This is a genomic window from Muriicola jejuensis (assembly GCF_010671595.1).
Lineage (GTDB): Bacteria > Bacteroidota > Bacteroidia > Flavobacteriales > Flavobacteriaceae > Muriicola > Muriicola jejuensis.
This window is the reverse complement of record NZ_JAABOP010000001.1, coordinates 902,776-925,727: the sequence shown is the minus strand read 5'-3', so window position 1 is coordinate 925,727 and position 22,952 is coordinate 902,776. Positions and strand designations below refer to the sequence as shown.

General features: G+C 50.0%; 21 protein-coding genes. 13 read left to right on the top strand and 8 right to left on the bottom strand.

Features of this window, described 5'->3' with window-relative positions; translation table 11 throughout:
* Positions 1 to 191 precede the first annotated feature (191 nt).
* Positions 192 to 1,091 (top strand): TolB-like translocation protein, encoded by a 900-nt coding sequence (locus tag GWK09_RS04180; protein ID WP_163691744.1) that lies wholly within the window; start codon positions 192 to 194, stop codon positions 1,089 to 1,091.
* A 52-nt stretch (positions 1,092 to 1,143) separates the two neighbouring features.
* Here the strand turns inward: GWK09_RS04180 and GWK09_RS04175 are convergent, their stop codons facing one another.
* The gene (locus GWK09_RS04175) at positions 1,144 to 3,600 is read right to left on the bottom strand and encodes a glycoside hydrolase family 3 C-terminal domain-containing protein (protein WP_163691743.1); all 2,457 of its coding nucleotides are present in this window, start codon (positions 3,598 to 3,600) and stop codon (positions 1,144 to 1,146) included.
* A gap of 156 nt (positions 3,601 to 3,756) precedes the next feature.
* Between GWK09_RS04175 and GWK09_RS04170 the strand changes: the two genes are divergently transcribed.
* Positions 3,757 to 4,200: a molybdenum cofactor biosynthesis protein MoaE gene (locus tag GWK09_RS04170; RefSeq protein WP_163691742.1), complete on the top strand. Its 444-nt coding sequence runs from the start codon at positions 3,757 to 3,759 to the stop codon at positions 4,198 to 4,200.
* 3 nt (positions 4,201 to 4,203) lie between these two features.
* Positions 4,204 to 4,641: a cyclic pyranopterin monophosphate synthase MoaC gene (moaC, locus tag GWK09_RS04165; RefSeq protein WP_163691741.1), complete on the top strand. Its 438-nt coding sequence runs from the start codon at positions 4,204 to 4,206 to the stop codon at positions 4,639 to 4,641.
* Here moaC and GWK09_RS04160 read toward each other — a convergent pair.
* Positions 4,638 to 5,351, bottom strand: a complete 714-nt coding sequence (locus GWK09_RS04160) for a hypothetical protein (protein ID WP_163691740.1) — start codon at positions 5,349 to 5,351, stop codon at positions 4,638 to 4,640. The genes moaC and GWK09_RS04160 overlap by 4 nt on opposite strands.
* Before the next feature lie 253 nt (positions 5,352 to 5,604).
* On the opposite strand from GWK09_RS04160, the gene GWK09_RS04155 reads away from it, so the two are divergent.
* From GWK09_RS04155 to rimK, 6 genes are read left to right on the top strand one after another with little or no spacing between them, the layout of a single operon-like run.
* Positions 5,605 to 7,005 (top strand): arginine decarboxylase, encoded by a 1,401-nt coding sequence (locus tag GWK09_RS04155; protein ID WP_163691739.1) that lies wholly within the window; start codon positions 5,605 to 5,607, stop codon positions 7,003 to 7,005.
* Complete coding sequence (gene speB, locus GWK09_RS04150) at positions 6,992 to 7,936, top strand: agmatinase (protein ID WP_163691738.1); 945 nt, start codon at positions 6,992 to 6,994, stop codon at positions 7,934 to 7,936. The genes GWK09_RS04155 and speB overlap by 14 nt, the downstream gene beginning before the upstream one ends.
* The gene (locus GWK09_RS04145) at positions 7,929 to 8,900 is read left to right on the top strand and encodes a deoxyhypusine synthase family protein (RefSeq protein WP_163691737.1); all 972 of its coding nucleotides are present in this window, start codon (positions 7,929 to 7,931) and stop codon (positions 8,898 to 8,900) included. The genes speB and GWK09_RS04145 overlap by 8 nt, the downstream gene beginning before the upstream one ends.
* A 2-nt stretch (positions 8,901 to 8,902) precedes the next feature.
* Complete coding sequence (locus GWK09_RS04140) at positions 8,903 to 9,214, top strand: hypothetical protein (RefSeq protein WP_163691736.1); 312 nt, start codon at positions 8,903 to 8,905, stop codon at positions 9,212 to 9,214.
* 27 nt (positions 9,215 to 9,241) lie between these two features.
* Entirely contained in the window at positions 9,242 to 9,667 is a 426-nt protein-coding gene (locus GWK09_RS04135; RefSeq protein WP_163691735.1) for a VOC family protein, read from the top strand.
* Between the two features lie 55 nt (positions 9,668 to 9,722).
* Positions 9,723 to 11,087 (top strand): 30S ribosomal protein S6--L-glutamate ligase, encoded by a 1,365-nt coding sequence (rimK, locus tag GWK09_RS04130; RefSeq protein ID WP_163691734.1) that lies wholly within the window; start codon positions 9,723 to 9,725, stop codon positions 11,085 to 11,087.
* 2 nt (positions 11,088 to 11,089) lie between these two features.
* On the opposite strand, the gene GWK09_RS04125 is transcribed toward rimK, so the two are convergent.
* Positions 11,090 to 12,043: an NAD-dependent epimerase/dehydratase family protein gene (locus tag GWK09_RS04125; RefSeq protein ID WP_163691733.1), complete on the bottom strand. Its 954-nt coding sequence runs from the start codon at positions 12,041 to 12,043 to the stop codon at positions 11,090 to 11,092.
* Positions 12,044 to 12,107: 64 nt separating this feature from the next.
* On the opposite strand from GWK09_RS04125, the gene GWK09_RS04120 reads away from it, so the two are divergent.
* The 3 genes from GWK09_RS04120 to GWK09_RS04110 are packed head-to-tail and all read left to right on the top strand — an operon-like array spanning position 12,108 to position 14,735.
* The gene (locus tag GWK09_RS04120; RefSeq protein WP_163691732.1) at positions 12,108 to 12,602 is read left to right on the top strand and encodes a hypothetical protein; all 495 of its coding nucleotides are present in this window, start codon (positions 12,108 to 12,110) and stop codon (positions 12,600 to 12,602) included.
* Positions 12,595 to 13,092: a nuclear transport factor 2 family protein gene (locus GWK09_RS04115; protein WP_163691731.1), complete on the top strand. Its 498-nt coding sequence runs from the start codon at positions 12,595 to 12,597 to the stop codon at positions 13,090 to 13,092. Before GWK09_RS04120 ends, GWK09_RS04115 begins: the two co-directional genes overlap by 8 nt.
* 53 nt (positions 13,093 to 13,145) lie before the next feature.
* Positions 13,146 to 14,735 (top strand): trehalase family glycosidase, encoded by a 1,590-nt coding sequence (locus GWK09_RS04110; protein ID WP_163691730.1) that lies wholly within the window; start codon positions 13,146 to 13,148, stop codon positions 14,733 to 14,735.
* 40 nt (positions 14,736 to 14,775) lie between these two features.
* Here GWK09_RS04110 and GWK09_RS04105 read toward each other — a convergent pair whose 3' ends face one another.
* The 3 genes from GWK09_RS04105 to GWK09_RS04095 all read right to left on the bottom strand — a co-directional run bounded on the left by GWK09_RS04105 (position 14,776) and on the right by GWK09_RS04095 (position 18,682).
* Complete coding sequence (locus GWK09_RS04105) at positions 14,776 to 15,471, bottom strand: hypothetical protein (RefSeq protein ID WP_163691729.1); 696 nt, start codon at positions 15,469 to 15,471, stop codon at positions 14,776 to 14,778.
* 116 nt (positions 15,472 to 15,587) lie between these two features.
* The gene (locus GWK09_RS04100) at positions 15,588 to 16,403 is read right to left on the bottom strand and encodes an SDR family oxidoreductase (protein WP_163691728.1); all 816 of its coding nucleotides are present in this window, start codon (positions 16,401 to 16,403) and stop codon (positions 15,588 to 15,590) included.
* The gene (locus tag GWK09_RS04095; RefSeq protein ID WP_163691727.1) at positions 16,400 to 18,682 is read right to left on the bottom strand and encodes a M28 family peptidase; all 2,283 of its coding nucleotides are present in this window, start codon (positions 18,680 to 18,682) and stop codon (positions 16,400 to 16,402) included. The genes GWK09_RS04100 and GWK09_RS04095 overlap by 4 nt, the downstream gene beginning before the upstream one ends.
* Positions 18,683 to 18,804: 122 nt before the next feature.
* On the opposite strand from GWK09_RS04095, the gene GWK09_RS04090 reads away from it, so the two are divergent.
* The gene (locus GWK09_RS04090; RefSeq protein WP_163691726.1) at positions 18,805 to 19,275 is read left to right on the top strand and encodes a CBS domain-containing protein; all 471 of its coding nucleotides are present in this window, start codon (positions 18,805 to 18,807) and stop codon (positions 19,273 to 19,275) included.
* Positions 19,276 to 19,324: 49 nt separating this feature from the next.
* Here GWK09_RS04090 and GWK09_RS04085 read toward each other — a convergent pair whose 3' ends face one another.
* Both GWK09_RS04085 and GWK09_RS04080 read right to left on the bottom strand, forming a co-directional pair.
* A complete protein-coding gene (locus tag GWK09_RS04085) occupies positions 19,325 to 19,675 on the bottom strand; it encodes a hypothetical protein (protein WP_163691725.1) in 351 nt (116 codons plus the stop codon).
* Positions 19,676 to 19,777: 102 nt separating this feature from the next.
* Positions 19,778 to 22,924 (bottom strand): VPS10 domain-containing protein, encoded by a 3,147-nt coding sequence (locus tag GWK09_RS04080; RefSeq protein ID WP_163691724.1) that lies wholly within the window; start codon positions 22,922 to 22,924, stop codon positions 19,778 to 19,780.
* Positions 22,925 to 22,952: the final 28 nt, after the last annotated feature.

Below are 22,952 nucleotides of genomic sequence, written 5' to 3'. Positions count from 1 at the left end.
CACGGATCTGATCTGAATTATCCCGAAGTTATATACCCACCAATTCCATTGATCGTCCGAATATGCCAGATCTAATAGAATAAAGGGCTCTCCCCAGCGTTCATATCTTACCAAAGGACTTTATCTCTTCTGATTTGACAAGAGTGATTAATCCTTTGTTGCAGAAATGGATCTAACCTAAAAATAACCTGGTGAGACATAGCATTCTATACGCTTTACTTTGTACCCTGATGGTGCTCTCCTGCAATCCAACGGAAGATCCTGATCCCATTTCTGATAATATCATTCGTTTTGGTATCCCACAACGCGTAATCGTTCAGGGTTATGATGGGCAGATCATGGAGCCTTTCCTGAGTCGAGATGGCGAGATCCTCTTTTTTAATAACCTCAACAACCCTTCGGTGAACACCAACCTACACTGGAGTACCCGCCTAAGCGAAACCCTATTTGAATACCGGGGTGAATTGAGTGGAGTGGCCACAGAAAGTCTTGAAGGAGTCCCGTCCATGGACCAGGAGAATAACCTGTATTATGTCTACACCGGCGATTATTTTCAGACACTTCAATCGGTGTACAAAGGTAGGTATAACGATGGGGGAGTTTCAGATATTTCAGTGGTGGAAAATCTTTCTCTGAATGAACCAGGCTGGTTGAATTTCGATGTGGAAGTCAGCAAGGACGGTCAGACACTCTACTTCGTGGATGGGCTCTATGATGAGAATGGTGGACCACGCCAAGCCAATATATCTATTGCGCGAAAGACCGGAGAGGTATTTCAGCGTGATCCTAACAGTGCATCCCTTCTTGCTGAGGTCAATACGGTGGACTTGGAGTACGCTGCGGCTATTTCAAGCGATGAGCTTAAAATGTGCTTTACGAGGATTATCGGTCCTATTTCCGTGGATTCAGAGGCCCGTATATACATTGCTACCAGGACTTCTGTTGACCTCCCTTTTTCGAATTCCCAGCTCATCACTGAGATCACAGGATTCGTGGAAGGTCCGACTTTTGCCACGGACGATAACGGGATCTACTATCACAAAAAGGAGAACGGAGATTTTGTCCTGTATTTTGTAGCAAAGATACCTTGATCCTCACGAGAGGATTCAAATCCTCTATTCTCTTAATCAGAATTCATTCTTTTTAGGGGGAAGGATTTAGCTCAAATTCTTCTATAAGCGGAAGATCCTTGGAGGATGTCCCTATTTGTATTAAATAGGTGCCTTCTTCCAGCTTCCAACCAGACCTTTTTTCATCCCAATAGCACAAATCTGTGAGGGGTACTCTTAAGGATATTTCCGTTATTTCTCCGGGAGTAAGCATTTTGGTCTTGGTAAAGGCCTTGAGCTCTTTTAAGGGACGATCGACCTCCGATCCGGGCTTGCCAAGGTAGAGCTGGACCACTTCCTTGCCGGAAAATTCCCCCGTATTCTTTACTCTGAGATCTACTTGCAGGATCTGGTCCTCCATATGGTAGGCCAGTGAATCGAGCCCGAAAGAGGTATAGGAAAGGCCGTACCCGAACGGATAGGAAACATCCAGACCCTTTTTGTCGAAATGGCGGTAGCCTATATAAATCCCTTCCTCATAGAGCGTAAAGTCCTCGTTTCTGACTTTCTCTTCCCCTTCTTTCTTTCCGGAGGAGAAGATCATATCCGTAAGGCTCATGGGTTTACCGTCTAATGGGAAGTTCGCATGGGAGGCGTGATCACTTACCCGGATCGGGAAGGTCATGGGAAGTTTCCCGCTAGGGTTCACTTTGCCACTCAGAATATCTGCCACGGAATTTCCCCCTTCCTGCCCCCCCTGCCAGGCGAGAAGGATGGCATCAGGCAGAGCCTTCCAGCTGGCGGTTTCTATGACCCCGCCAATATTCAGCACTGCGATGACGGGTTTTCCGGCTTGGTGGAAAACCTTGGTAGCCAGTTCGAGCATTTCCCGTTCTTCCCGACTCAGCAGAAAATCATCTTTTTCCACCCGGTCTCCTCCCTCCCCGCTGTTACGGCCGATGGTAACCACGGCAGCGTCACTCTCTGCTGCGATCCTTTCCATTTGCTCTTCGGTATAGGTGAGTTCCGGCGGATCATAGGGTTCGAACATGGCGTTGATCCCTTCCGGTTTTACGAATTCTTTAGGATGGTTTTTTTTGTGCGATTCGAAAGCTTCCTTTGCGATGGGCGTGATCCTGAAGGAGGAATTGCTGAACCCTTCTTCCCGGTTCGAGCCGGTATTCCGAAGCCCTTCTTCCAGGGACACCGTATAAGCCTCATTAACATCCCCTGAACCTGTTCCCCCCGCAATAAAGTCGTAGGAGGTCACTCCCAGCAGGGCGATATTGCTCATGCTTCTCAGGGGTAGAACACCGTTGTTCTTGAGGAGGACCATGCCTTCGGCTGCGGAGTTTCTCGCGATCTCCGCATGTGCGGTGAGGTCGGGATCATTCGTATAGGAGGAGCCTTTCAATTTTCCGGATTTAAAGATCAATTCCAGGATCCGCCTGACGGAAGTATCTATGTATTCCTCTGTCAATGTGCCGTTTTCCTGTCCTTCCAGGAGGGCATTCCATTGCTTTTTTGTGCCCGGTTCAAGCAGGTCGTTCCCCGCTTTGATCATGGCCACGGCGTCACTCCCCCCAAACCAGTCGGACATGACCAGGCCCTGAAACCCCCAGTCATCCCTCAGTACATCGGTCAGTAATTCGCGACTCTCCGCAACATAGGTGCCGTTAACCTTGTTGTAGGAAGACATGATGGTCCATGGCTGTGATTCTTTTACGATGATCTCAAAACCCTTGAGGTAGATCTCCCTGAGGGCCCTTTCAGAAATGACAGCGTCGTTGAAATTGCGGTTGGTCTCCTGGTTGTTGGCCACATAATGCTTTACGGAAGTACCCACCCCGTTCGACTCAATGCCGTTCACCATGGCAGCTCCGATGTATCCAGTAAGAACCGGGTCTTCGGAATAGTATTCGAAGTTCCGGCCGCAAAAAGGATGGCGGTGGATGTTGGCTCCGGGACCCAGGATGACGTCGATGCCGTATTCTTTTGCCTCTGTTCCCATGGTATTGCCAACTTCCCTGACCAGCTCCGTATTCCAGGTAGAGGCCAAAAGTGTGCCTATGGGGAAAGCTGTACAGTAGTAGGTGCGATCCTCTCCCTCCCGGGTGGGTTCGATCCGAAGTCCGGCGGGCCCGTCGGAGAGGTAAATCGTTGGGATCCCCAACCTGGGCGTGGGTACGATCGTGCCTACTGCTCCCGGGATACCTTTACCCGGTTCTACCCGACCCACGGCAGATGAGATACCTGAGCCTTTCAGCAGGTGTATCTTCTCCTCCAGGGTCATTTGAGCAAGCAGATCGGAGATGCGTTCCTCTGTGGACCTCCTCTCGTCCTCATAGACATCCAGCTCCCCGTTGCCGTTGAGGTCCCTGAAGGTATAGCCATTCAGGGTGATCTCTTCGATTTGGGTCTCTTCTTCGTAATCGTCCTCGAAGTTCAGAAAGGTCGATCTGAGATATAACCATCCGCCTATTCCTGCCAGGAGAAGCACAGCCAGGACAACGCCCAGGATTTTCAACGAGAGTTTTAGTCCTTTTTTCATGTCTTATGCTATAAGAATTAATACAAATGTAAGTGTTGCATCGAATTGATGTACGATCTTTAACGGACCTGATCCAACTCATATAAAAAGCCTAGGGTGAAGAATGGAAATCGAATTAAAAAAATCTCTTTACCTTCGTAAGAAAGCTTGCACAATATGCAGAAAACCGAGGTAAAAAACGTTTTTGTACAGGGGGCCATTAGCCCGGAATTTATAGCAAATTCTATCGCCAAACACCAGTCGAAGACCGGTATTGGGGCCCACGATATTTTCCTCGGACAGGTGAGGGCGGATGTGATAGGCGGAAAGGAAGTGCGGGGTATTGACTATTCTGCTTATGAATCCATGGCCAATCAGAAATTCCACGAGATCCGGGAAGCGACCTTCGGGAAATACGACTTGAGCTGCATGCATATCTACCACAGCCTTGGCAGGGTGGAAGCGGGGGAGATCTGCCTCTTTGTCTTTGTCTCCTCTTCCCATCGAAAGGTGGTTTTCCAGGCCCTGGAATTTGTGGTTGAGCAAATCAAAGCCGAGGTGCCCGTCTTTGGAAAAGAGGTCTTTGAAGACGAATCCTATCAATGGAAGGTCAACACCTGAGGTATGGTTGATATCACACACAAGCAGAATACGCTCAGAACTGCTGTCGCACAGGCGATCGTGGAGGTCAGTTCTCCGGACACCATCATGGCAATACTCGAAAAGAAAGTGCCCAAGGGCGATGTGTATGAGATGAGTCGGGCCGCCGGCCTCCTGGGAGTCAAAAAGACGGCCGACCTTTTACCAGATTGCCATCCGCTTCCAATAGAATATACCGATATCCAATACGAGATAAATGGACTTCAGATCCGCATCCTGATCACCGTAAAGACGAATTATAAAACCGGGGTGGAGGTAGAGGCCATGCACGGGGCCAGCATAGTGGCCCTGAACATGTACGACATGCTCAAACCCATAGACAAAGGGGTGGAGATCAGGAACATCAAGCTCCTGAAAAAGACGGGAGGCAAATCAGATATAGACCATAGCCAAACCGGCTAATCCCGCAGTGACCAGATCTCATACATGGGCTCCCCCCTGCTGTTCTTCCCTGTATGGTGCCAGTCGGCCCCCTTCCTCTCGTAGTTGAACTCCAGTTCAGCGCCTACCCTGCTATTATCCCTGGAGAAATACCGGATGATCTCGGTATAAACTCCATCCTTAGCCGTATAATCACCCCCTCCGGTGCCTGAGAACGCCATAGTTTCCGTATGGTAGGCAATCCATTGGAAATGCCCGTCCATCAGGAACTTCAGGGTCTTGCGCGGGTTTGTGTCCCCTCTTCGTTCCTGCCCGGTATCCGGACCTCTTGTGGCGAAGAGCCAGGTGCCATCCAGGTCCTGTTCCACCCCGGGGGCCTTTTCAAGGGAAATCGGTCTTCCCTCGTTAAGAACCAGTTTGCTCCCATCCATTTGGTAGGCCAGGACCATGGTCTTAGTCGAATCCTGTTCATAGGCAGAATTGAATTCCAGGGTAACCCGGAGCGAATCCTCAGACGAGGTATAAAATCCCCCTCTGGCACGGATAAAGTCGGGTGCCTTTGAAAATTCGGAATACACCAGGTACTCACCGTTCAATTTAACCTCATGCACATGTCCCGGATTATCGGGGTCGCTTCCGGTATAAACCCCCGGAGCGGGTTGTGCCAGCACGGAAGAAGAAATGAGGCATAGGACGAATCCCACATTCACAAGAGAAAAGACACGCTTCATAGGATCTGTTTTAACGCTTCAAGATACGAATACTTCCCCAATGAAACATTGGAATCCTAACAGGTATTCCCTATTTTATGCCCCCATATATTATATCTATGGTACATTTCAGATTTTTGTCTTAAAACCTGCGAATTTTATTTTTTTTTGATTTCATTTACACCCAGTACATGATATATCTCTGGAGCCCCGCAAAGGAAGTATACAGACAAAACAGCGCTTATAAGAACTCTATAAATCCACATATTCATTAATGAACATCAAGTACATTGATCTCATCGATCAAACCTATTATTTTCCTCAGGAGGAATTCACCCTGGATGAGGACAACCTTCTGTTTCACGGAATTCCCCTGATGCCTCTGGTTGAAAAGTACGGGAGCCCCCTTAAATTCACGTATCTCCCCAAGATCTCGAGGAATATTCACAGGGCCAAGGAATGGTTTGCCAAGGCCATTGAACGGCATAACTACAAAGGCAAGTACATCTACTGCTACTGTACAAAGAGCTCTCATTTTGAATATGTACTTCGGGAAGCCCTCAAGAACGATATCCACATCGAGACCTCCTCGGCCTTTGACATCAACATCGTAAACCAATTGAAGAAGGAGGGGATGATCAGGGACAACACCTACGTGATCTGCAACGGGTTCAAACGCGACCTGTACATACAGAATATAGCCGACCTGATCAACCAGGGACACCAGAATTGTATCCCGGTCATCGACAACTACGAGGAGATAGACCTGCTTAGCGAAGCCATTGAAAAGCCGTTTAACATAGGTATTCGGATCGCTTCGGAGGAAGAGCCAAAATTCGAATTCTACACCTCCCGTTTGGGTATAGGATACCGGAACATCGTCCCTTTCTACGAGAACCAGATCAGGGACAATGAAAAGGTGGAGCTGAAAATGCTGCACTTCTTCATCAATACCGGGATCAGGGACAATGCCTATTACTGGAACGAGTTGCTGAAATGTATGAAGGTGTACACCCGGTTGAAAAAGATATGCCCTTCCCTGGACAGCCTGAACATAGGCGGAGGATTTCCCACGAAGAATTCCCTGGCCTTTGAATACGACTACGAGTACATGGTGGATGAGATCGTGAACCAGATCAATACCGCCTGCAAGGAGGCTGACGTCCCCGTGCCCAACATTTTTACGGAATTCGGCAGTTTCACCGTGGGGGAAAGCGGAGGGGCCATCTATGAGGTGCTCTATCAAAAACAGCAGAACGACCGGGAGAAATGGAACATGATCGACTCCAGTTTTATCACTACCCTTCCCGATTCCTGGGCGATCAACAAGCGCTTTATCATGCTGCCCATCAACCGGTGGAACGATCAGTACGAAAGGGTACTGCTCGGGGGGCTCACCTGCGACAGCGATGATTACTACAACAGTATACAGGATATGAACGCCATCTACCTCCCCAAATACAGGAGGGATCAACCGCTGTATATCGGGTTTTTCAACACGGGCGCCTACCAGGAATCCATAGGTGGTTTTGGAGGCCTGCAGCATTGCCTGATCCCCACTCCCAAACACGTCCTCATAGACCGGGATGAAAATGGGGAACTGACCACCAAACTCTTTAGTGAACAACAGGAAGCATCTGAAATGCTCAAAATTTTAGGATATGAAGACATCTAGGAATTACGCTGGGATTCCGGACGAGTACGCACAGCTTGAGAAGTCGAAAGTAGTACTGATCCCGGTGCCCTATGACGGCACCAGTACATGGGGAAAGGGAGCGGATAAAGGACCGGAAGCCCTTCTGGAGGCCTCTGAAAACATGGAGCTTTACGATATTGAGACCGGTACCGAGGTCTATCAGCAGGGGGTCTTTGTGACCGAACCCGTATCCGAACTCTCCTCTCCGGAGGCCATGGTGAACAGTGTCCACAGGATCACAAAGGAGTACATCAAACGGAACAAATTCGTTACCCTCATAGGGGGAGAACATTCCATCTCCATCGGATCTATACGAGCCTTTAATGAGTGCTTCGAGAACCTGACCGTCCTACATATAGACGCCCATGCAGACCTGAGGGAATCCTACGGAGGCACGCCCTACAACCATGCCTGTGCCGTGTACGAGGCGAGTCAGCAGACCAACCTGGTACAGGTGGGAATCAGGAGTATGGATGCCATAGAAATGACGGTCATGGACACAGAGAAGACCTTTTTTGCCCATGAGATGGTCGATGACGAGTACTGGACGGACAAGGTGGTGGAATTGCTCACAGACAATGTGTTCATTACCTTTGACCTCGATGCTCTGGACCCCTCCATCATGCCTTCCACGGGAACGCCGGAGCCGGGCGGACTCCTCTGGTACGAGACCCTCGATTTTCTGAGACAGGTTTTTGAAGAGAAGAATGTGGTGGGATTTGACATCGTTGAGCTGTGCCCAGACGAAAGGGAACGCTCTTCAGACTTCCTCGCGGCAAAGCTGTATTACAAAATGCTGAGCTACAAATTCAGGGATGAGGCCGTGGAGGATGATTACGACAATACCTATGACAACAGCAAGGGCGGGAACAACAATTCCCCCCACAAATTTGACGAAGACGATGAGTAAAGGACCCATTTCAAATTTTATCTCCAAGTATTACCTCCATTTCAATGCGGCAGCCCTGGTGGATGCGGCCAAGGGATACGAGCAGCAACTGCAGGACGGGGCGAAAATGCTCGTTTCTCTGGCAGGGGCCATGAGCACGGCAGAGTTGGGAAAGATCTTTGCCGAGATGATCCGGCAGGACAAGGTTCACATCATTTCCTGCACAGGGGCCAACCTGGAGGAGGACCTTATGAACCTGGTTGCCCACTCCCATTACAAACGGGTACCAAACTACCGGGACCTCACTCCCCAGGAGGAGTGGGACCTGCTCGAAAAAGGCCTCAACCGGGTCACCGATACCTGTATCCCGGAGGAAGAGGCATTCCGCCGGCTCCAAAAGCACATTCACCAATTGTGGAAAGATGCGGAAAAGGCCGGCAAGCGCTATTTCCCACATGAATTCATGTACCAGATGCTGCTCTCAGGGGTGCTGGAGGAGTACTACGAGATCGACCTGAAGGACTCCTGGATGTACGCAGCTGCGGAAAAGAATCTCCCTATCGTCTGCCCGGGCTGGGAAGACAGTACCATGGGAAATATTTTCGCCTCCTATGTCCTTAAAGGGGAACTCAAGGCATCCACCGTAAAGTCGGGAATCGAGTATATGACCTTTCTGGCCGACTGGTATACGGCGAATTCCGGCAAGGGAATAGGGTTCTTCCAGATTGGGGGTGGCATAGCCGGGGATTTCCCCATCTGTGTCGTGCCTATGCTCTATCAGGATATGGAGCGTACGGATACACCCTTCTGGAGTTACTTCTGCCAGATCAGTGACAGTACCACCAGCTACGGCAGTTATTCAGGGGCCGTTCCCAACGAAAAGATCACCTGGGGTAAGCTGGGGATAGACACCCCAAAATTTATCATTGAGAGTGATGCAACTATTGTTGCACCACTTATTTTTGCTTATCTTTTAGACATGTAATTATGGATAATTTAAAGAGAGTCATAGTCGATTTCAAGAAGCTGACCCCCGAGGTCCTCAAACTCCTTGTGGAGAAATACCCCGATGGGTATGACGATGCACATATCATCACCTTTAAGAATGCCAATGGGGAAAGGATAGAAGCGGTTGAGGTAACCACGGATGACACCAAGTATCTGGTCAAGATCAGCGCCAAGCTCGAGGTCACCATGGCGAATTACGACGAGGACGATTACGAGGATTTTGATGACGATGATCCGGATGCTATACCGGATGTGGAGATCGAGGATGACGAGGACGATCAGGAAGATTAATTTACCATTATCCAACAGCCCATTCCTATGAAACACAGTGCTTTTCACCTTGCCCTGCCCTGTTACAGCGTGACCAAAACCAAAGCCTTCTATGTAGACGTCCTTGGCGCTAAACTGGGAAGGCACTCCACCCAATGGGCAGACATCGACCTTTACGGAAATCAGATCACTTTTACGAAATCAGGGGAATTCAACTTTGTATACAAGTCCTACAAGTTCGAGGACCAGGTACTTCCTTCCTTTCATTTCGGGGTGATCCTGGACGAGAAGTCCTGGAAGTCGGCCCAGCAGAGACTTTCGGTAAATGTGGAAGGGATGACCGAGGGGATCACCTTCCTTAAAAACAAGGCCGGGGAGCACACTTCTTTCTTTGTGGAGGACCCCAATGGGTACGTGGTGGAATTCAAGTGTTTCAAAGAGGCTAAACAAGTATTTGTTTCCCAGAATTCATGAGCCAAATTTATACCCCTTTTTACATCCATCCAGGCAATTCGCTAATGTCCATTCCATGTTAAAGGTCGTCGGCAGTGAGGAATGGTGTGTCTTTAAGGACCTGGGTATCCCTGCGATCAAGGCGAGGGTAGATTCCGGGGCCAAGACTTCCTCTATTCAGGCCAGCAATATTTCGGTATTCCGCAAAAGGAACCAGGACTGGGTAAAATTCGAGGTGAACCCTGTACAGGACAATCGCAGCATCACCCTGGAATGCGAAGGAAGGCTCATCGACAGGCGGATAATCAAAAGCTCCAGCGGTATATCTGAGGAGCGCTTCGTGATCAAAACCCCGGTTACCCTGGGAGATGACACCTTCGATATTGAGCTCACCCTGGCCAACAGGGATACCATGGAATTCAGGATGCTGCTCGGGCGGGAAGCGATCAACGGGCGGTACCTGGTCAATCCGGCCAAATCCTGCCTGTTGCAGACCTTTTCGGACGAGAGTATCTCGATCTCCTACGCCCCTTATATCAAAGAGAAGTCAGGGCTGAAGATCGCCCTCCTGGCGAGCAATCCCGAGTTGTACAGCAACAAGCGACTGATGGAAGCCGCAGAGGCGAGGGGGCATGAGATGGTATTCCTCAACGTGGAACTCGCCTATATGAAACTGGATGCACATTCCCCCGAGATCCGTTACAGGGGAGGGAATATCCTGAAAGAATTTGACGCCGTGATCCCGAGGATAAAACCTGCGGTCACCTTTTACGGCTGCGCCCTGATCCGGCAATTCGACTTCCTGGGGGTCTATTGCCAGAATTCTGCAGAGGCCATCAGCCAGTCGAGGGACAAACTGTTTGCTTCACAACTCTTTGCCAAGCACGACCTACACATCCCGATCACCGGATTTGCAAAATCTCCCATGGACACCAAGGACCTGATCAAGATGGTAAACGGGGCTCCCCTGATCATCAAGCTCCTGGAAAGCACGCAGGGGAAAGGGGTGGTACTCGCCGAGACCAACAAGGCTGCAGAGAGCGTGATCAACGCCTTCAAAAGTGTTCAGACCAACATCCTGGTACAGGAATTCATCAAGGAAGCCCATGGGCAGGACATCCGCTGTTTTGTCGTGAATGGCAAGGTGGTGGCTTCCATGCAGAGGCAGGCGGAAAAGGGAGAATTCAGGGCGAACCTTCACCAGGGGGGCAGGGCCTCGAGGATTAAGATCACGGCCGAAGAACGCAAACTGGCTATCAAGGCAGCCAAGATCTTCAACCTGAGCGTGGCCGGAGTGGATATCATCAGGTCAAACAAAGGCCCGCTCCTGTTGGAAGTGAATTCCTCTCCCGGTCTCGAGGGCATAGAGAACGCTACCGGCAAGGATATCGCCAACACCATGATCGTGGCGATCGAGAAGAAACTCAAATTCCACAACTGATCCTATTTTGCCTTCCTGGCCCTGAGCTGACGGATCATTTCCTCTGTAGTGCGCTCCAGGTCGAATTCGGGTTTCCAGCCCCAGTCTGACCTTGCTACTATATCGTCTATGCTACCCGGCCAGGTATCTGCTATCCCCTGCCTGAAGTCAGGCGCATAATCGATCTGGAATTCGGGAATAATGGCTTGTATGCTTTTGGCGATCTCCCTGGGAGTGAAACTCATTGCACCCAGGTTATATGAGGAACGAATACTCAGTTTGTCGCCGTCACTTTCCATGAGTTCGATGGAGGCCCTGATGGCGTCGTCCATAAACATCATGGGCAGTAGGGTATCTTCTTTCAGGAAACAGGTATAATGCCCCTCTTCTAAGGCTTTGATGTAGATCTCAACGGCGTAATCGGTGGTGCCTCCTCCGGGTTGGGTTTTCCAGCTGATCAGTCCGGGATAGCGCACACTCCGCACATCCACCCCGTATTTTGCATGGTAATAGGCACACCACCGTTCTCCGGTCTGTTTGCTGATCCCATACACCGTGCTGGGCTCCATCAGGGTGTGCTGGGGCGTATTTTCCTTGGGAGTGTTCTTCCCAAAGACCGCTATGCTCGATGGCCAGAAGATCTTGTCTATCTTCTTTTCCTTACCCAGGTTGAGCACGTTAAACAGGGAATTCATATTGAGGTTCCAGGCCCGTTCCGGGAATTTCTCTGCTGTGGCACTGAGCATGGCAGCCATAAGGTAGACCTCTTCCACCTCATAGTGCATGACGATATCTTCCACGGCATTGTAACTGGTGGCATCCAGGATCTCGAAAGGGCCGGATTCCATCAGGCTGTCTGCCCCTTCCCTAATATCGCTGGCGATCACACAGTCGTTTCCGTATTTCTCCCGAAGTTCCAGGGTGAGTTCTGTCCCTATCTGTCCGCAAGCCCCTAAAATAAGTATGGATTTCTGCAAGAACTGTTGAATTATTGAAGTTCGTTCCAAAGATAGCTTTTATTAAAATTTGTACATTCGTTCCATGAGAAAATTAATGCCCTTCCTCCTGTTCTTGCTGTTGCTTCAGGCCTGCAGGGAAGCTGCGCCGGAGGCAACAATCTCTGGAGAAGCAGTATCCTTCTTTTCGATGGATTCACTCCCGAGGCGGATCCCATTAAACCCCAGGGCCACGGAGATCGCGAAAGACTGGTCGGCCTTCAATGACCTGGAAAACGGATTCAATGCCCTGTCTACCGTTGAGAATCACGAGGATCTGGTCCTTGTCCTGGAAGACCTGGTCGAAAGGCAGAAAAGGCTGGAAGAGGGGGATTATCCCGAGAAGTTCAACATCCCCCAGGTGAAAAGCCGGCAAAAGGTGGTAAAGACTTTTATCTTCAAGACCCGGGCCGCAGCAGAATACAGGATAGACGCCACCCCTTCGGCAAAAGAAATGATGAAGGCTTACAACGCCCTCAGGTCACAGCTCAATGTGATCGTCAATAATACCTTAGACACTTTATTGATCACTGATGAATAGGATATTCTACACGGCTTTACTCCTCCTGATGGGGTTTAGGCTAAACGCTCAGGACACTGATATCGAAAAGATCCATACTGTGTTGGACCAATGGCACCTCGCAGCAACCCAGGCCGATTTCCAGGCCTATTTTGGCCTGCTGTCTGAGGAGGCTGTCTTCATAGGGACCGATGCTTCCGAAGTATGGAACAAGAAGGAATTCATGGATTTCTCCAGGCCGTATTTTGAACAGGGGAAGGCGTGGGATTTCAAGGCTGTGGACCGGAATATCTATCTGGATCCTTCGGGTGAAATTGCCTGGTTTGACGAGTTACTCGATACCTGGATGCAGCTCTGCAGGGGTTCGGGCGTGGTCCGGAAGGTGGATGGAGAATGGAAGATCGCCCATTATGTGCTGTCCCTGACCATTCCGAATGAAGAGATCGACCCGGTGATCGCATTGAAAAAGGAAAAAGACAGTACTTTTATTCAGACTCTCAGGAAACAATAAAGGGATACTAGCCGAAGTATTTGCAAATATAGGTTCACCTTAAATATAAAAATATGAAGAGATTCTTCTCTATCACCCTGGTTTTCATCCTCTTGCTGACTGCCTGCAGGGAGGAAGTAAAATCGGTTTCCGTAACTGATTTCTATGCCACCGATCTTTTTAAAGATGTTCAGCTGGCCGCCATCTACAAGGACTCGAAAACCTTCGTGGACCTGGTACCAGACAGACCTTATGGCGAACTGGTTGAGCTCTACCGGCAGGAAAAGAGCAAGCCTGGATTTGAGCTGGGTGAATTTGTGAAAGCGCATTTTAGTGATCCCTTTGTTTCCGCTCAGGCCATTGTGACCGATACTACCAAGAATATGTATGAACATATCAGCAGTATGTGGGGAAAACTCACCAGGGGACCGGATGTGGGCCATGCCTATTCTTCAAGGATCCCACTACCCCATAAGTACGTGGTACCCGGAGGTCGTTTCAGGGAGATCTATTACTGGGACAGCTACTTTACCATAGAAGGGCTGATGGTTGATGAACAGGAAGATCTCGCCAGGAGCATGGTCGATAATTTCAGCTTTTTGATAGATTCCATCGGTTTCATACCCAATGGAACACGGGCGTATTACCTCACCCGCTCCCAGCCTCCTTTTTTCGCCCTGATGGTGGATGCGATAAGCAGGGAGGATAAAGAGCTCTTTTCCGATTACTTCCCGTCTATCCTGAAAGAGTACAATTTCTGGATGGAGGGAAAAAAAGAGATCAAAGGCCCCAATTCTGCCAGCAAATATGCGGTCAGGCTAGATCAGGAGAGTTTTCTCAACAGGTATTGGGACAGTGGTATTGCCCCCAGGCCGGAGGCTTATAAGGAAGATCACCATCTGGCAGCGGGCCTGAGCACTGAGGCAGATAAGAGATCCCTCTACACCCACCTGAGGTCAGGTGCTGCCTCGGGATGGGATTTCAGCAGCAGGTGGTATCTCACCGAAGGTAATTTCGGCTCCACGAAGACGGCGGATATCCTGCCGGTAGACCTTAACTGCCTTATGTATTTTATGGAAAAAAGCATTGCCAGGGGCTACGCCCTCGCCGGTGACAGTGAAAATGAAACCCTTTTCCTGAACAGGGCAGAGGAGCGAAAATCAGCCATTCAGACCCTCTTCTGGAATCCCGGAGAGAACTATTTCTTTGATTACAACTACGTCCAAAAGTCTTTTGGAAGAACCCCGACCCTGGCAGGGGCTTTCCCTCTTTTCTTTGAGCTGGCTACCCCGGAACAGGCCGAGAGTGTCAAAGACAGGCTGATGTCTGATTTCCTGAAGGATGGCGGACTCGTTACCACCCTCGAACATTCAGGTCAGCAGTGGGATGCACCCAATGGCTGGGCGCCATTGCAATACATCGCGGTGGAAGGACTGCTGAATTACGGGTATGTCGATGAGGCGAGGACGATTATGGAGCGCTGGCTGGCCCTCAATGAACGCGTGTACAAAGATACCGGCAAGATGATGGAGAAATACAATGTGGAGGATATCAGTCTCCTGTCTGGGGGAGGAGAGTACGAGACCCAGGATGGTTTTGGATGGACGAACGGGGTGGCCCTGGTCTTCAGGTCATTGCTGGACGCCATGGATCCCGGGGAATAAATAGGAACTCATACGTCAGATCCCTGTGGAAACCGTGGGGCTATTCTTTCTTTTCACCGCTTCCCTTTCGGGATTCCAGGGCTTGTTTGCTGAGGCTGGCCAGGTTAAAATTAGGCTCTAATGCAAGGGCTTGGTCTATGGTGGCAATGGCGGTCTCTATATTGCCGTGGTCCATGTTGTATTGTACCAATCCCTTCAAGTGGAGCAGGGCAGCACGGAGGGAAACCTCATAGGGTTGTTGTCTTTCATAGAAGGCGTAGGTCATTCCGTCCTGTACCTCACTAAGTCCGGATTCGATATCTGCCATGGCCCCCTGGTTGTCCCCGGTCTGTATTTTGAGATCCGCCAGCTCATAAGCCAGATAGGCGTTGGGGGACCGTTTATTCAGGATCTCGAACTGTTCGAGGGCTCGTTTGGGCTGGTTGATAGCCTTCAGGCTGATAGCCTTTACCTGTACGGCCAGGTCTGAGTCTGCTTCGTTCTTTTCAATACCGATGGTATTGAGTGCCTGTATGTGCTGGTTGTTGTTCGCATAGACAAAGGCCAGTGTATCCCTTCGCTGCTTGGAGGGCGCGATCACATTGAGGTGGGTGAGGGCACTGATCACCCCGTTAACGTCCCCCTGGGATTTCATCGCCTTGTAATAGGCTTCGTAATGGGCCTTCAGATCAGAAGAGTTCTGACCAAAACCCAGGAACACGGACATCAGTAAAAAGACGGTCAACCTCGCTTTCATAACTAAAGAATTTAGTGCGGCAAAATTACTATTATTTTTTCGCTTCGTATACGAAATCCCTATAAATCATTGAATTGAACAGGCTTGAAAATTTAATTCACCATCCCCGGGGATACCTATTCAATAGGATGGTCTATATGGGTCTTGAATGCAAATCCCAGGGATTCCAGGGTTCTTGATTTGATGTATTTACCTGATTTTCCTGCGTACTCCTTTTTGTAGACGGGGGCGGCAAGCCCTCTGAGATGCGCCTCACGGGTGTAATAGTCCCTTTTTTTAGGATGTTCCGGATACACCCCGTTGATGATCTTTCCCCACCATTCCTTTTCGATCACGGCGCAGAGCAGGGAAAGGCAGTCATCCAGGTGGATGAGGTTCACAAAATCATCCCCGTTAGTCAGGTTCTGCTGCCCGGCCAGGTAGGTTACCGGATGGCGGTCCGGACCTATCAAACCTCCAAATCGAACCACTGTGCAGCTCATGGTAGGGTCCTTTGAAAAAAGGGCCTCTGCCTCCACCAGGGCTTTGGCCGACTCGGATACGGGTCGAGGTTCGGTCTTTTCGGTGACCTCCCCCTGAAGGTTTCCATATACGGAAGTACTGCTCACAAAAAGAATCTTTTGGATATGAGTGATCCTGCATGCCTCGTAAAGTTGTTCCATTTTGCCGGTGTAATCCCCTTTCTCCTTTTTTCGTTCCGGGGGAATATCGATGATCAGGATCTCCACTTCATTCAGGAATTCGATCAGGTGGCCTTTTACCCCGTCCCTGAAGAGTTCTACGTAGAATGCTTCGATACCTTCATCTCTCAGTACCTGAAGGTTCGCTTTAGTGGTGGTAGTACCGGAGACCGGGAAACCGAGGGAGATCAGCTGTCTGCCCAGGGGGAAACCCAGCCACCCGCAACCCAATATCCCGATACGAGGTTTCAATGCCTTATGGATTTAATGGTTATCACCGCATCATTCAACACAAAAGGCATGGGGATGTTCTCTTCCGGACGTGGGGGGATTTCAAATTCCGGATTTTCCAGGAGGTCATTCGAGGCTTCATAAAGGGTCAGGTTCAGCTCCTTTCCCCTGGGGATACTCACTTGGAGGAAGGTAGAGTCGTTGTTGCTGATATAATGGGTAAACAGCCTGTTACTCCTTCGATCCTTGAGGTAATAAGGTGAGAGTTCGATCCCGTTGATAGATGCGTTTAGAATGGGAGTATCTCCGGTAAATACCTCCAGGCGGTTTACATTGCGCTGCGGAAAGATCCCGACTTCCAGGAAACGGGTATCACCCAGCGTGGTATCCTTCTCGATGGTCACCACGGGTCCGGGTATCTCTTTTTCATCAGTTAAAGCCCAGAACGTATAACGGGAATTGTATTTGCTCCCTGGAATATTGTTCTCTGTTGAGCCCTGTTCCCGGATATCGCTTCCCATTACCCCTCGGGTCCAGGCAGAAAGGTCCTTTTCATAAGTAGCCCATTGAGCCTGTTTATCGTCCGTGTTGAGGACATAGACCAGGCTGGTAGGTTTCGCCCTGTCTGGCGTAAATCCGGAATTCAGGTGGGCGACCAGGATCGCAATCATGAATCCGGAAAAGGCCAGAATGCCCAGGGTCTTTTTCCACTTGTATTGGGCTGCCAGAGGTAACAACAAGGCGAAAATCAGGGGGGTGATCAGGGTGGTCGTAATGCCCATTTTCATGCCCAGGGCTACAGGGAACATGGAAGTATACGGGGCCAGGATAAAAATAGCCGGCAGCGCCAGGAACAACAACAATAGGGGATTGGGTTCTTTTTGGTATTGCAACAGCAGGAAGGAGGCGAGAAAGGCATATAGTGGAATGACAAAAAAACTGGCCCCGGGAAGGTATTGTGCCACGCCCCAGCAGATAGCCAGCCAGACGATCGCAGGGCCAACCAGCAGATCCGGCAGGGAGACTGATTTAAAACCCTGGTAGACCCAAAAACAGACGGCCAGGGAAAGCAATACCATTGCCAGGATATAGGTATGTCCGTTATAGGGAAACCCCTGGAGGATGTCTTTGTATCCCGGATAGGCGGCAGTAATGACCGTCCAGGCAAAATAACCGATTATTCCATTGATCATCAAGGTTACAAGCAAAGGGAGGAATCCCATTAGAGCCCCCTTTACCGTCAGTCTCTGATTTTTAAAACCCGCTATCAGGAGGATTATCAGGGCGGCCAGGGCAATATACCACATGGCCCAGATCCAGTCGAAGGGATAGGAGACCATCTTAAAGACAGGAATATTGAAATAGACGTGATCGTTAAGGCTTTTCATTTGCCCCAGGTCTGCTTCGCTGAAATGATGCAGCAAGGGCATAAGGTAACTGCCCTGGTGGGTTAGGGAATTGCGGTCTAAACGTTCATAGGAATCCCTGACGGTGTGATAGTCAAAATGGTCATCGATAAAGGCGAAGTTAAAACCTTCAATATCCCGGTCTTCCCGGAATACAGTGAGGTCCGTATCATTGGGAAGGAGCTTGTAGATGCTGTATGCGAGGGAGTTAGACACGGGATAGTCCGGATCGGCTGCGATGAATGCCTCTATGAGTTTTTCATTACCCCGGTTGGTCTCCATGAACATATAACTGGGTCCTCCGCTTCCCCTGGCCTCAAAATTCAGGATAAGTCCCACCTCGGATGTCCAGGGATGTCTGTTGGCGAAGAGGTCGGCTCCGTTCAGGCCCAGTTCTTCTGCGTCAGATATCAGAATGATGATGTCATTCTTCGGATTTTTATTTTTCTCCAGAAACGCACGCAAACCTTCAAGGATGGTGGCCACACCACTCCCTGCGTCGCTGGCCCCCAGGGATGAATGCGGATTGCTGTCGTAGTGAGAAAGGAGGAGCAAAGCTTTGCCACTCCCGCTGCCTCTGATCCTGCTCACGATATTCGTCGCCTTGCTGTAGTTACCCCAGTCGCCCGCCGTATATCCTTCCTGAAGGCTTACCTCCAGGCCTAATTCTTCCAGTTCCCGTACAATGTAGTCCCTGACTTCCTGGTGGGCCGGAAAACCCACCGCATGGGGTTTTTGGGAAATTTTCACCACGTGCTCAAGGGCGAGGTCCGTTGAAAACCCATAGGATCCTTCCAGACCCTTATCAGTAGGGGAGGGCATCAGGGAATGAAAGCTCCAGTAAATGGCAAGTAAGAGCAGGGGTATGGTGATCCAGAGCCTGGTGTTTTTCATCATCATTTATTCTTGCTTAAAAGTAAAAAAAACTCCCGGCCTGCTGCCGTTTGTCGACTAATTTTAAAAGATACACCCAAATTTGCTATATTTAAGGCTAACCATTTTAAAAACGAACAGGTATGGGTATTAAAAGTTTTATGGGCCGAAGAGCCAAGGATGTGTCCAAAAAAGAGTATAATGCCCCTATTTTGGTGGAGGACTATATGTCCAAAAAGCTGATCACCTTCCAACCGGACCAATCGGTCCTCGAGGTGATGGAATCCTTTGCAAAGAACCGCATTTCAGGGGGTCCGGTGCTTGACGACAACGGTTTTCTGGTGGGGATCATTTCGGAGGCCGACTGTATGAAGGAGATCTCTGAAAGCCGGTATTTCAACCAGCCTATATTGGACAAGAGTGTGGAGCGCTTTATGACCAAGGAAGTAGAGACCATCCCCCACGATATGAGCATCTTTGACGCCGCAGGAGTGTTCCACAAGAACAAAAGGCGTAGGTTACCCGTGATGAAGGACGGGCTTCTGGTTGGCCAAATCAGTCGAAAGGACATCGTGATAGCAGCGTTGAAACTCAGTAGTCACAATTACCAGTAATCCTTTTTTAAGAGCCAAGTTTTCAATAGCCTCTGAAGCTTTTCAGGGGCTATTCTCGTTTTACGATTATGTAGCAATCATTCCCGAGGGGAAGGTAACCGAGATCATACACAAAGAAATAGGTGTGGCCTTTTTTGGTTGTGTACAGATTGGTGATGTGTTCAAAATGAAACCCCATATCGAGTAATCGGCTCTTGGAGGTCTTCGCCTTCCCTCCGTCCAGGACAAAACTTTCAAGGATGCGGTAATTCTTTCGAAGCCTGTTGTTGATATTCCGGACGAGGTTCCTGCTGTCCTTGTTGAGTTTGTTGTTATAGGCATTGCGGCAGTAATCCGCACAAAATTTTTTATCCGTCCTACCCCTGATGGTTTCCCCGCATTCCAAACACCTCCGTTCCATCTGATCCTTCTGCAAACGAAGGAGTAAAGATCCCTGATCTTACCGAAGCTAACAAGCAGGGAAAGAAGGTTTTAACAGTTGCCCACCCGAACGAACCACAGCTCACTCCTCCACGATCAGCGCAGGCAATCCCAATTCACGATATTTGCGATTGAAGTCAGACATTTCCCTGTTCACAATGGCTTTCCATTCCATTTCGAATCCACTCCATTTTTTCATGAGATCCTCCATCCGCTGTTTTGCTCCCTGTGTAACTTTGGGTTCTGCCGCATCCACATAGTCTTTCAGGTTCATCAGTTCGGCGTTCAGCTGGTTGTGGAAATTGATCACGTCCTGGAAGGTCTTTTGTTTGGGCTGGATCAGGTTCTCTTCCCATGTTTCAATGCGGGTGACCAAACTGTCTCCCATGGAAAGGAGTTCCTGCGCCTTTCCGTTCTCCTTTAGCAGTTCTTTGTATGCCTTGACCTGCTTTTTGACCGATCGCATTTCACTGACCGCCCTGTGGATGTCGGATATGGTGGATTCGATGTCCGTCAGCATTTTTTGCTGTTCGGCATATTCGGCATCTGTGGCCTCCACATGTGGATTCTTCAGGACGGTTACTTCGGTCTCAGATATTTTATCGCCGAGTGAAAGCCGGAGTGTATAGACACCCGGATCTACTCTTGATCCGTCATAATTCCCATAGACGAACACTTGGTCCACAGCGGGAATAGGGTTCCGTCGGAAATCCCAGGTAAAGCGGTTATACCCTTTTTTCGCTGGGAGCACTTCGGGTTTGGAAGGTCCGCCCGGCCATGACTTAAATTCCTTGTCTGCCTTGCTGGAATAACTCCGGAGAACCTCCCCATTTTGTATGATCTCCAGGGTAAGTGCGATGCTGTCGGATTTCTCATTCAGATAGTAATCCACAGTCACTCCTTGTTTCGGGTTCTGGCCCAGCCCCGGAATGGGCCTGTCCGTGCTTCCCCCAAAAATCATGTAGGTGTCTTTGGGTTTGATGATCTTCAGGAACTGCCCGCTGAGGGGGGCAGCCTGGATCGCACCCAGATCGTCCAGGATCCAGAAGGAACGTCCTGCTGTGGCCGCCACCAGGTCGTTATCCTGAATGACCAGATCGTTAATAGGAACTACGGGCAGGTTGAGTTGGAAAGGCTGCCAGTTCTGTCCGTCGTTAAAGGAGAGGTAAAGTCCGGTCTCGGTGCCTGCATAGAGCAAGCCACGTCTTTTGGGATCTTCCCTCACCACTCTCACAAAGGTATGGGGTCCGGAGATACCTTCCGTGATCTTAGTCCAGGTCTGGCCATAGTCTGAGGTCTTGAAAACATAAGGTCTGAGGTCCATGAATTTGTACCGCATGGCCACTGCATAGGCGGTCGCCGGATCATGGGGGGAAACCTCAATACTGTTGATGATGCTCTCTCCCAGCTCCTTGGGTGTGGCATCTTTCCAGGTCTTTCCACCGTCACGGGTAATGTGAATTAACCCATCGTCGGACCCGGCCCAAAGCACCCCTTTTTCATGGGGCGATTCAACCAGTGACATCAGGGTGTTGTAGTTCTCGCCTCCGGCAGCCTCATTGGTGTATGGCCCCCCGCCAGGGCCCTGTTTTTTCTTGTCATTGCGTGTGAGATCGGGACTCACTACCGTCCAGCTTTGTCCCTCGTCGGTCGATTTAAAGACCACGTTCCCCGCGTGGTAGATGGTACTGCGGTCGTGGGGGGAAGTGATAATAGGAGCGTTCCAGTTATATCGGTATTTAAAATCAGCCGGCACATTTCCCAGGGCCAGTTCGGGATATTCCTTAATGGCCTTCCCTTCCCTCGAAGCTTTCACCCATTTTTCAATGATCCCCTGATAACACCCGCCATAGACGATTTCCGGATTGTCGGGATCAAAGGCGAGAAAGGCACTTTCACATCCTGCGACAGAATACCAGTCCTTCCAGTCGATCCCCTGACCGTTGGTCCTGCTGGCAATAGAGATGGCAGAATTATCTTGTTGACCCCCGTAGACGCGATAAGGCACCTGGTTGTCTGTGATCACTCGGTAGAACTGTGCCGTGGGCTGTATGGCCTGGGAACTCCAGCTTTTTCCCCCATTATTTGAAATATTTGCACCTCCGTCATTGGAGTTGATCATCTTCTGGTTGTCATAAGGGTGAATCCACAAATGGTGGTTGTCTCCGTGCGGGGTTGGGAGGGGGGAGAAGTTCTTTCCTCCGTCAATGGATTTTGTCACCGGGGCATTCAGGACATAGACCGTGTTCTCATCCTGGGGGTCTGCCAGGATCTCCATGTAATACCAAGACCTGGCAATATTGATGCGGTCTTTGCTTACCTGTGTCCATTTTTTCCCCGCATCGTCAGAACGGTATACGCCTCCTTTTTCCCCATCGGCCTCAATAACCGCAAATACGCGTTCAGGATTGGCCCTGGATACAGAGACCCCGGCCTTTCCAAATTCTTTCGGAAGACCTTCCTTCAGTTTGTCCCAGGTGGTTCCTCCATCTGTGGACTTGAACAACCCTGACATGGGTCCGCCTGATTCCATGGTCCAGGGGAAGCGCCTGTGCTGCCACATGGCTGCGTAGAGGATGAGCGGGTTCTTCATATCCATAGACAGGGAAGAGGCACCTGTGGTATCATCGAGATAGAGGACCTTTTCCCAGGTGTTACCTCCATCGGTAGACCGGTAGATCCCGCGGTCTTCTGAGGGGCCGTATTGGGCACCCTGGGCGGCTACGAAGATGATGTCCGGATTTGTGGGGTGAATGATTACATCTGAAATATGTCTGGTGAATTCCAGGCCGATGTGCTTCCAGGTCTTCCCGGCATCAGTAGATCTGTATACCCCGTCTCCCATGGAGGTCATGACACCCCTCGCGGCATGTTCTCCCATACCCACAACCACCAGGTTGGGATTGCTCTCAGACACGGCGATGGCGCCGACGGTCCCGGTCCTGAACTGGCCATCTGAGATATTCGTCCAGCTGATCCCGTCATCCGTGGTCTTCCAGACGCCTCCGCCTGTAATTCCCATATAATAGGTCATGGGTTCTTTGACCACCCCTGAGGAAGCTACGCTCCGCCCGCCCCGGAAAGGGCCGATATTGCGCCACTTTAGTCCGTGAAAGAGGGAATCTTCCACAGGGGGGGTAGGAGGAGGGGTTTTACGTGATCTTCTTTGTGCTTCAGCAGATGCCGGGAGGATCAGGATCAGGATCAAAATGATTTGAAGGAATTTCATAGGTATTGGTTATGGGTGATGAATTAAA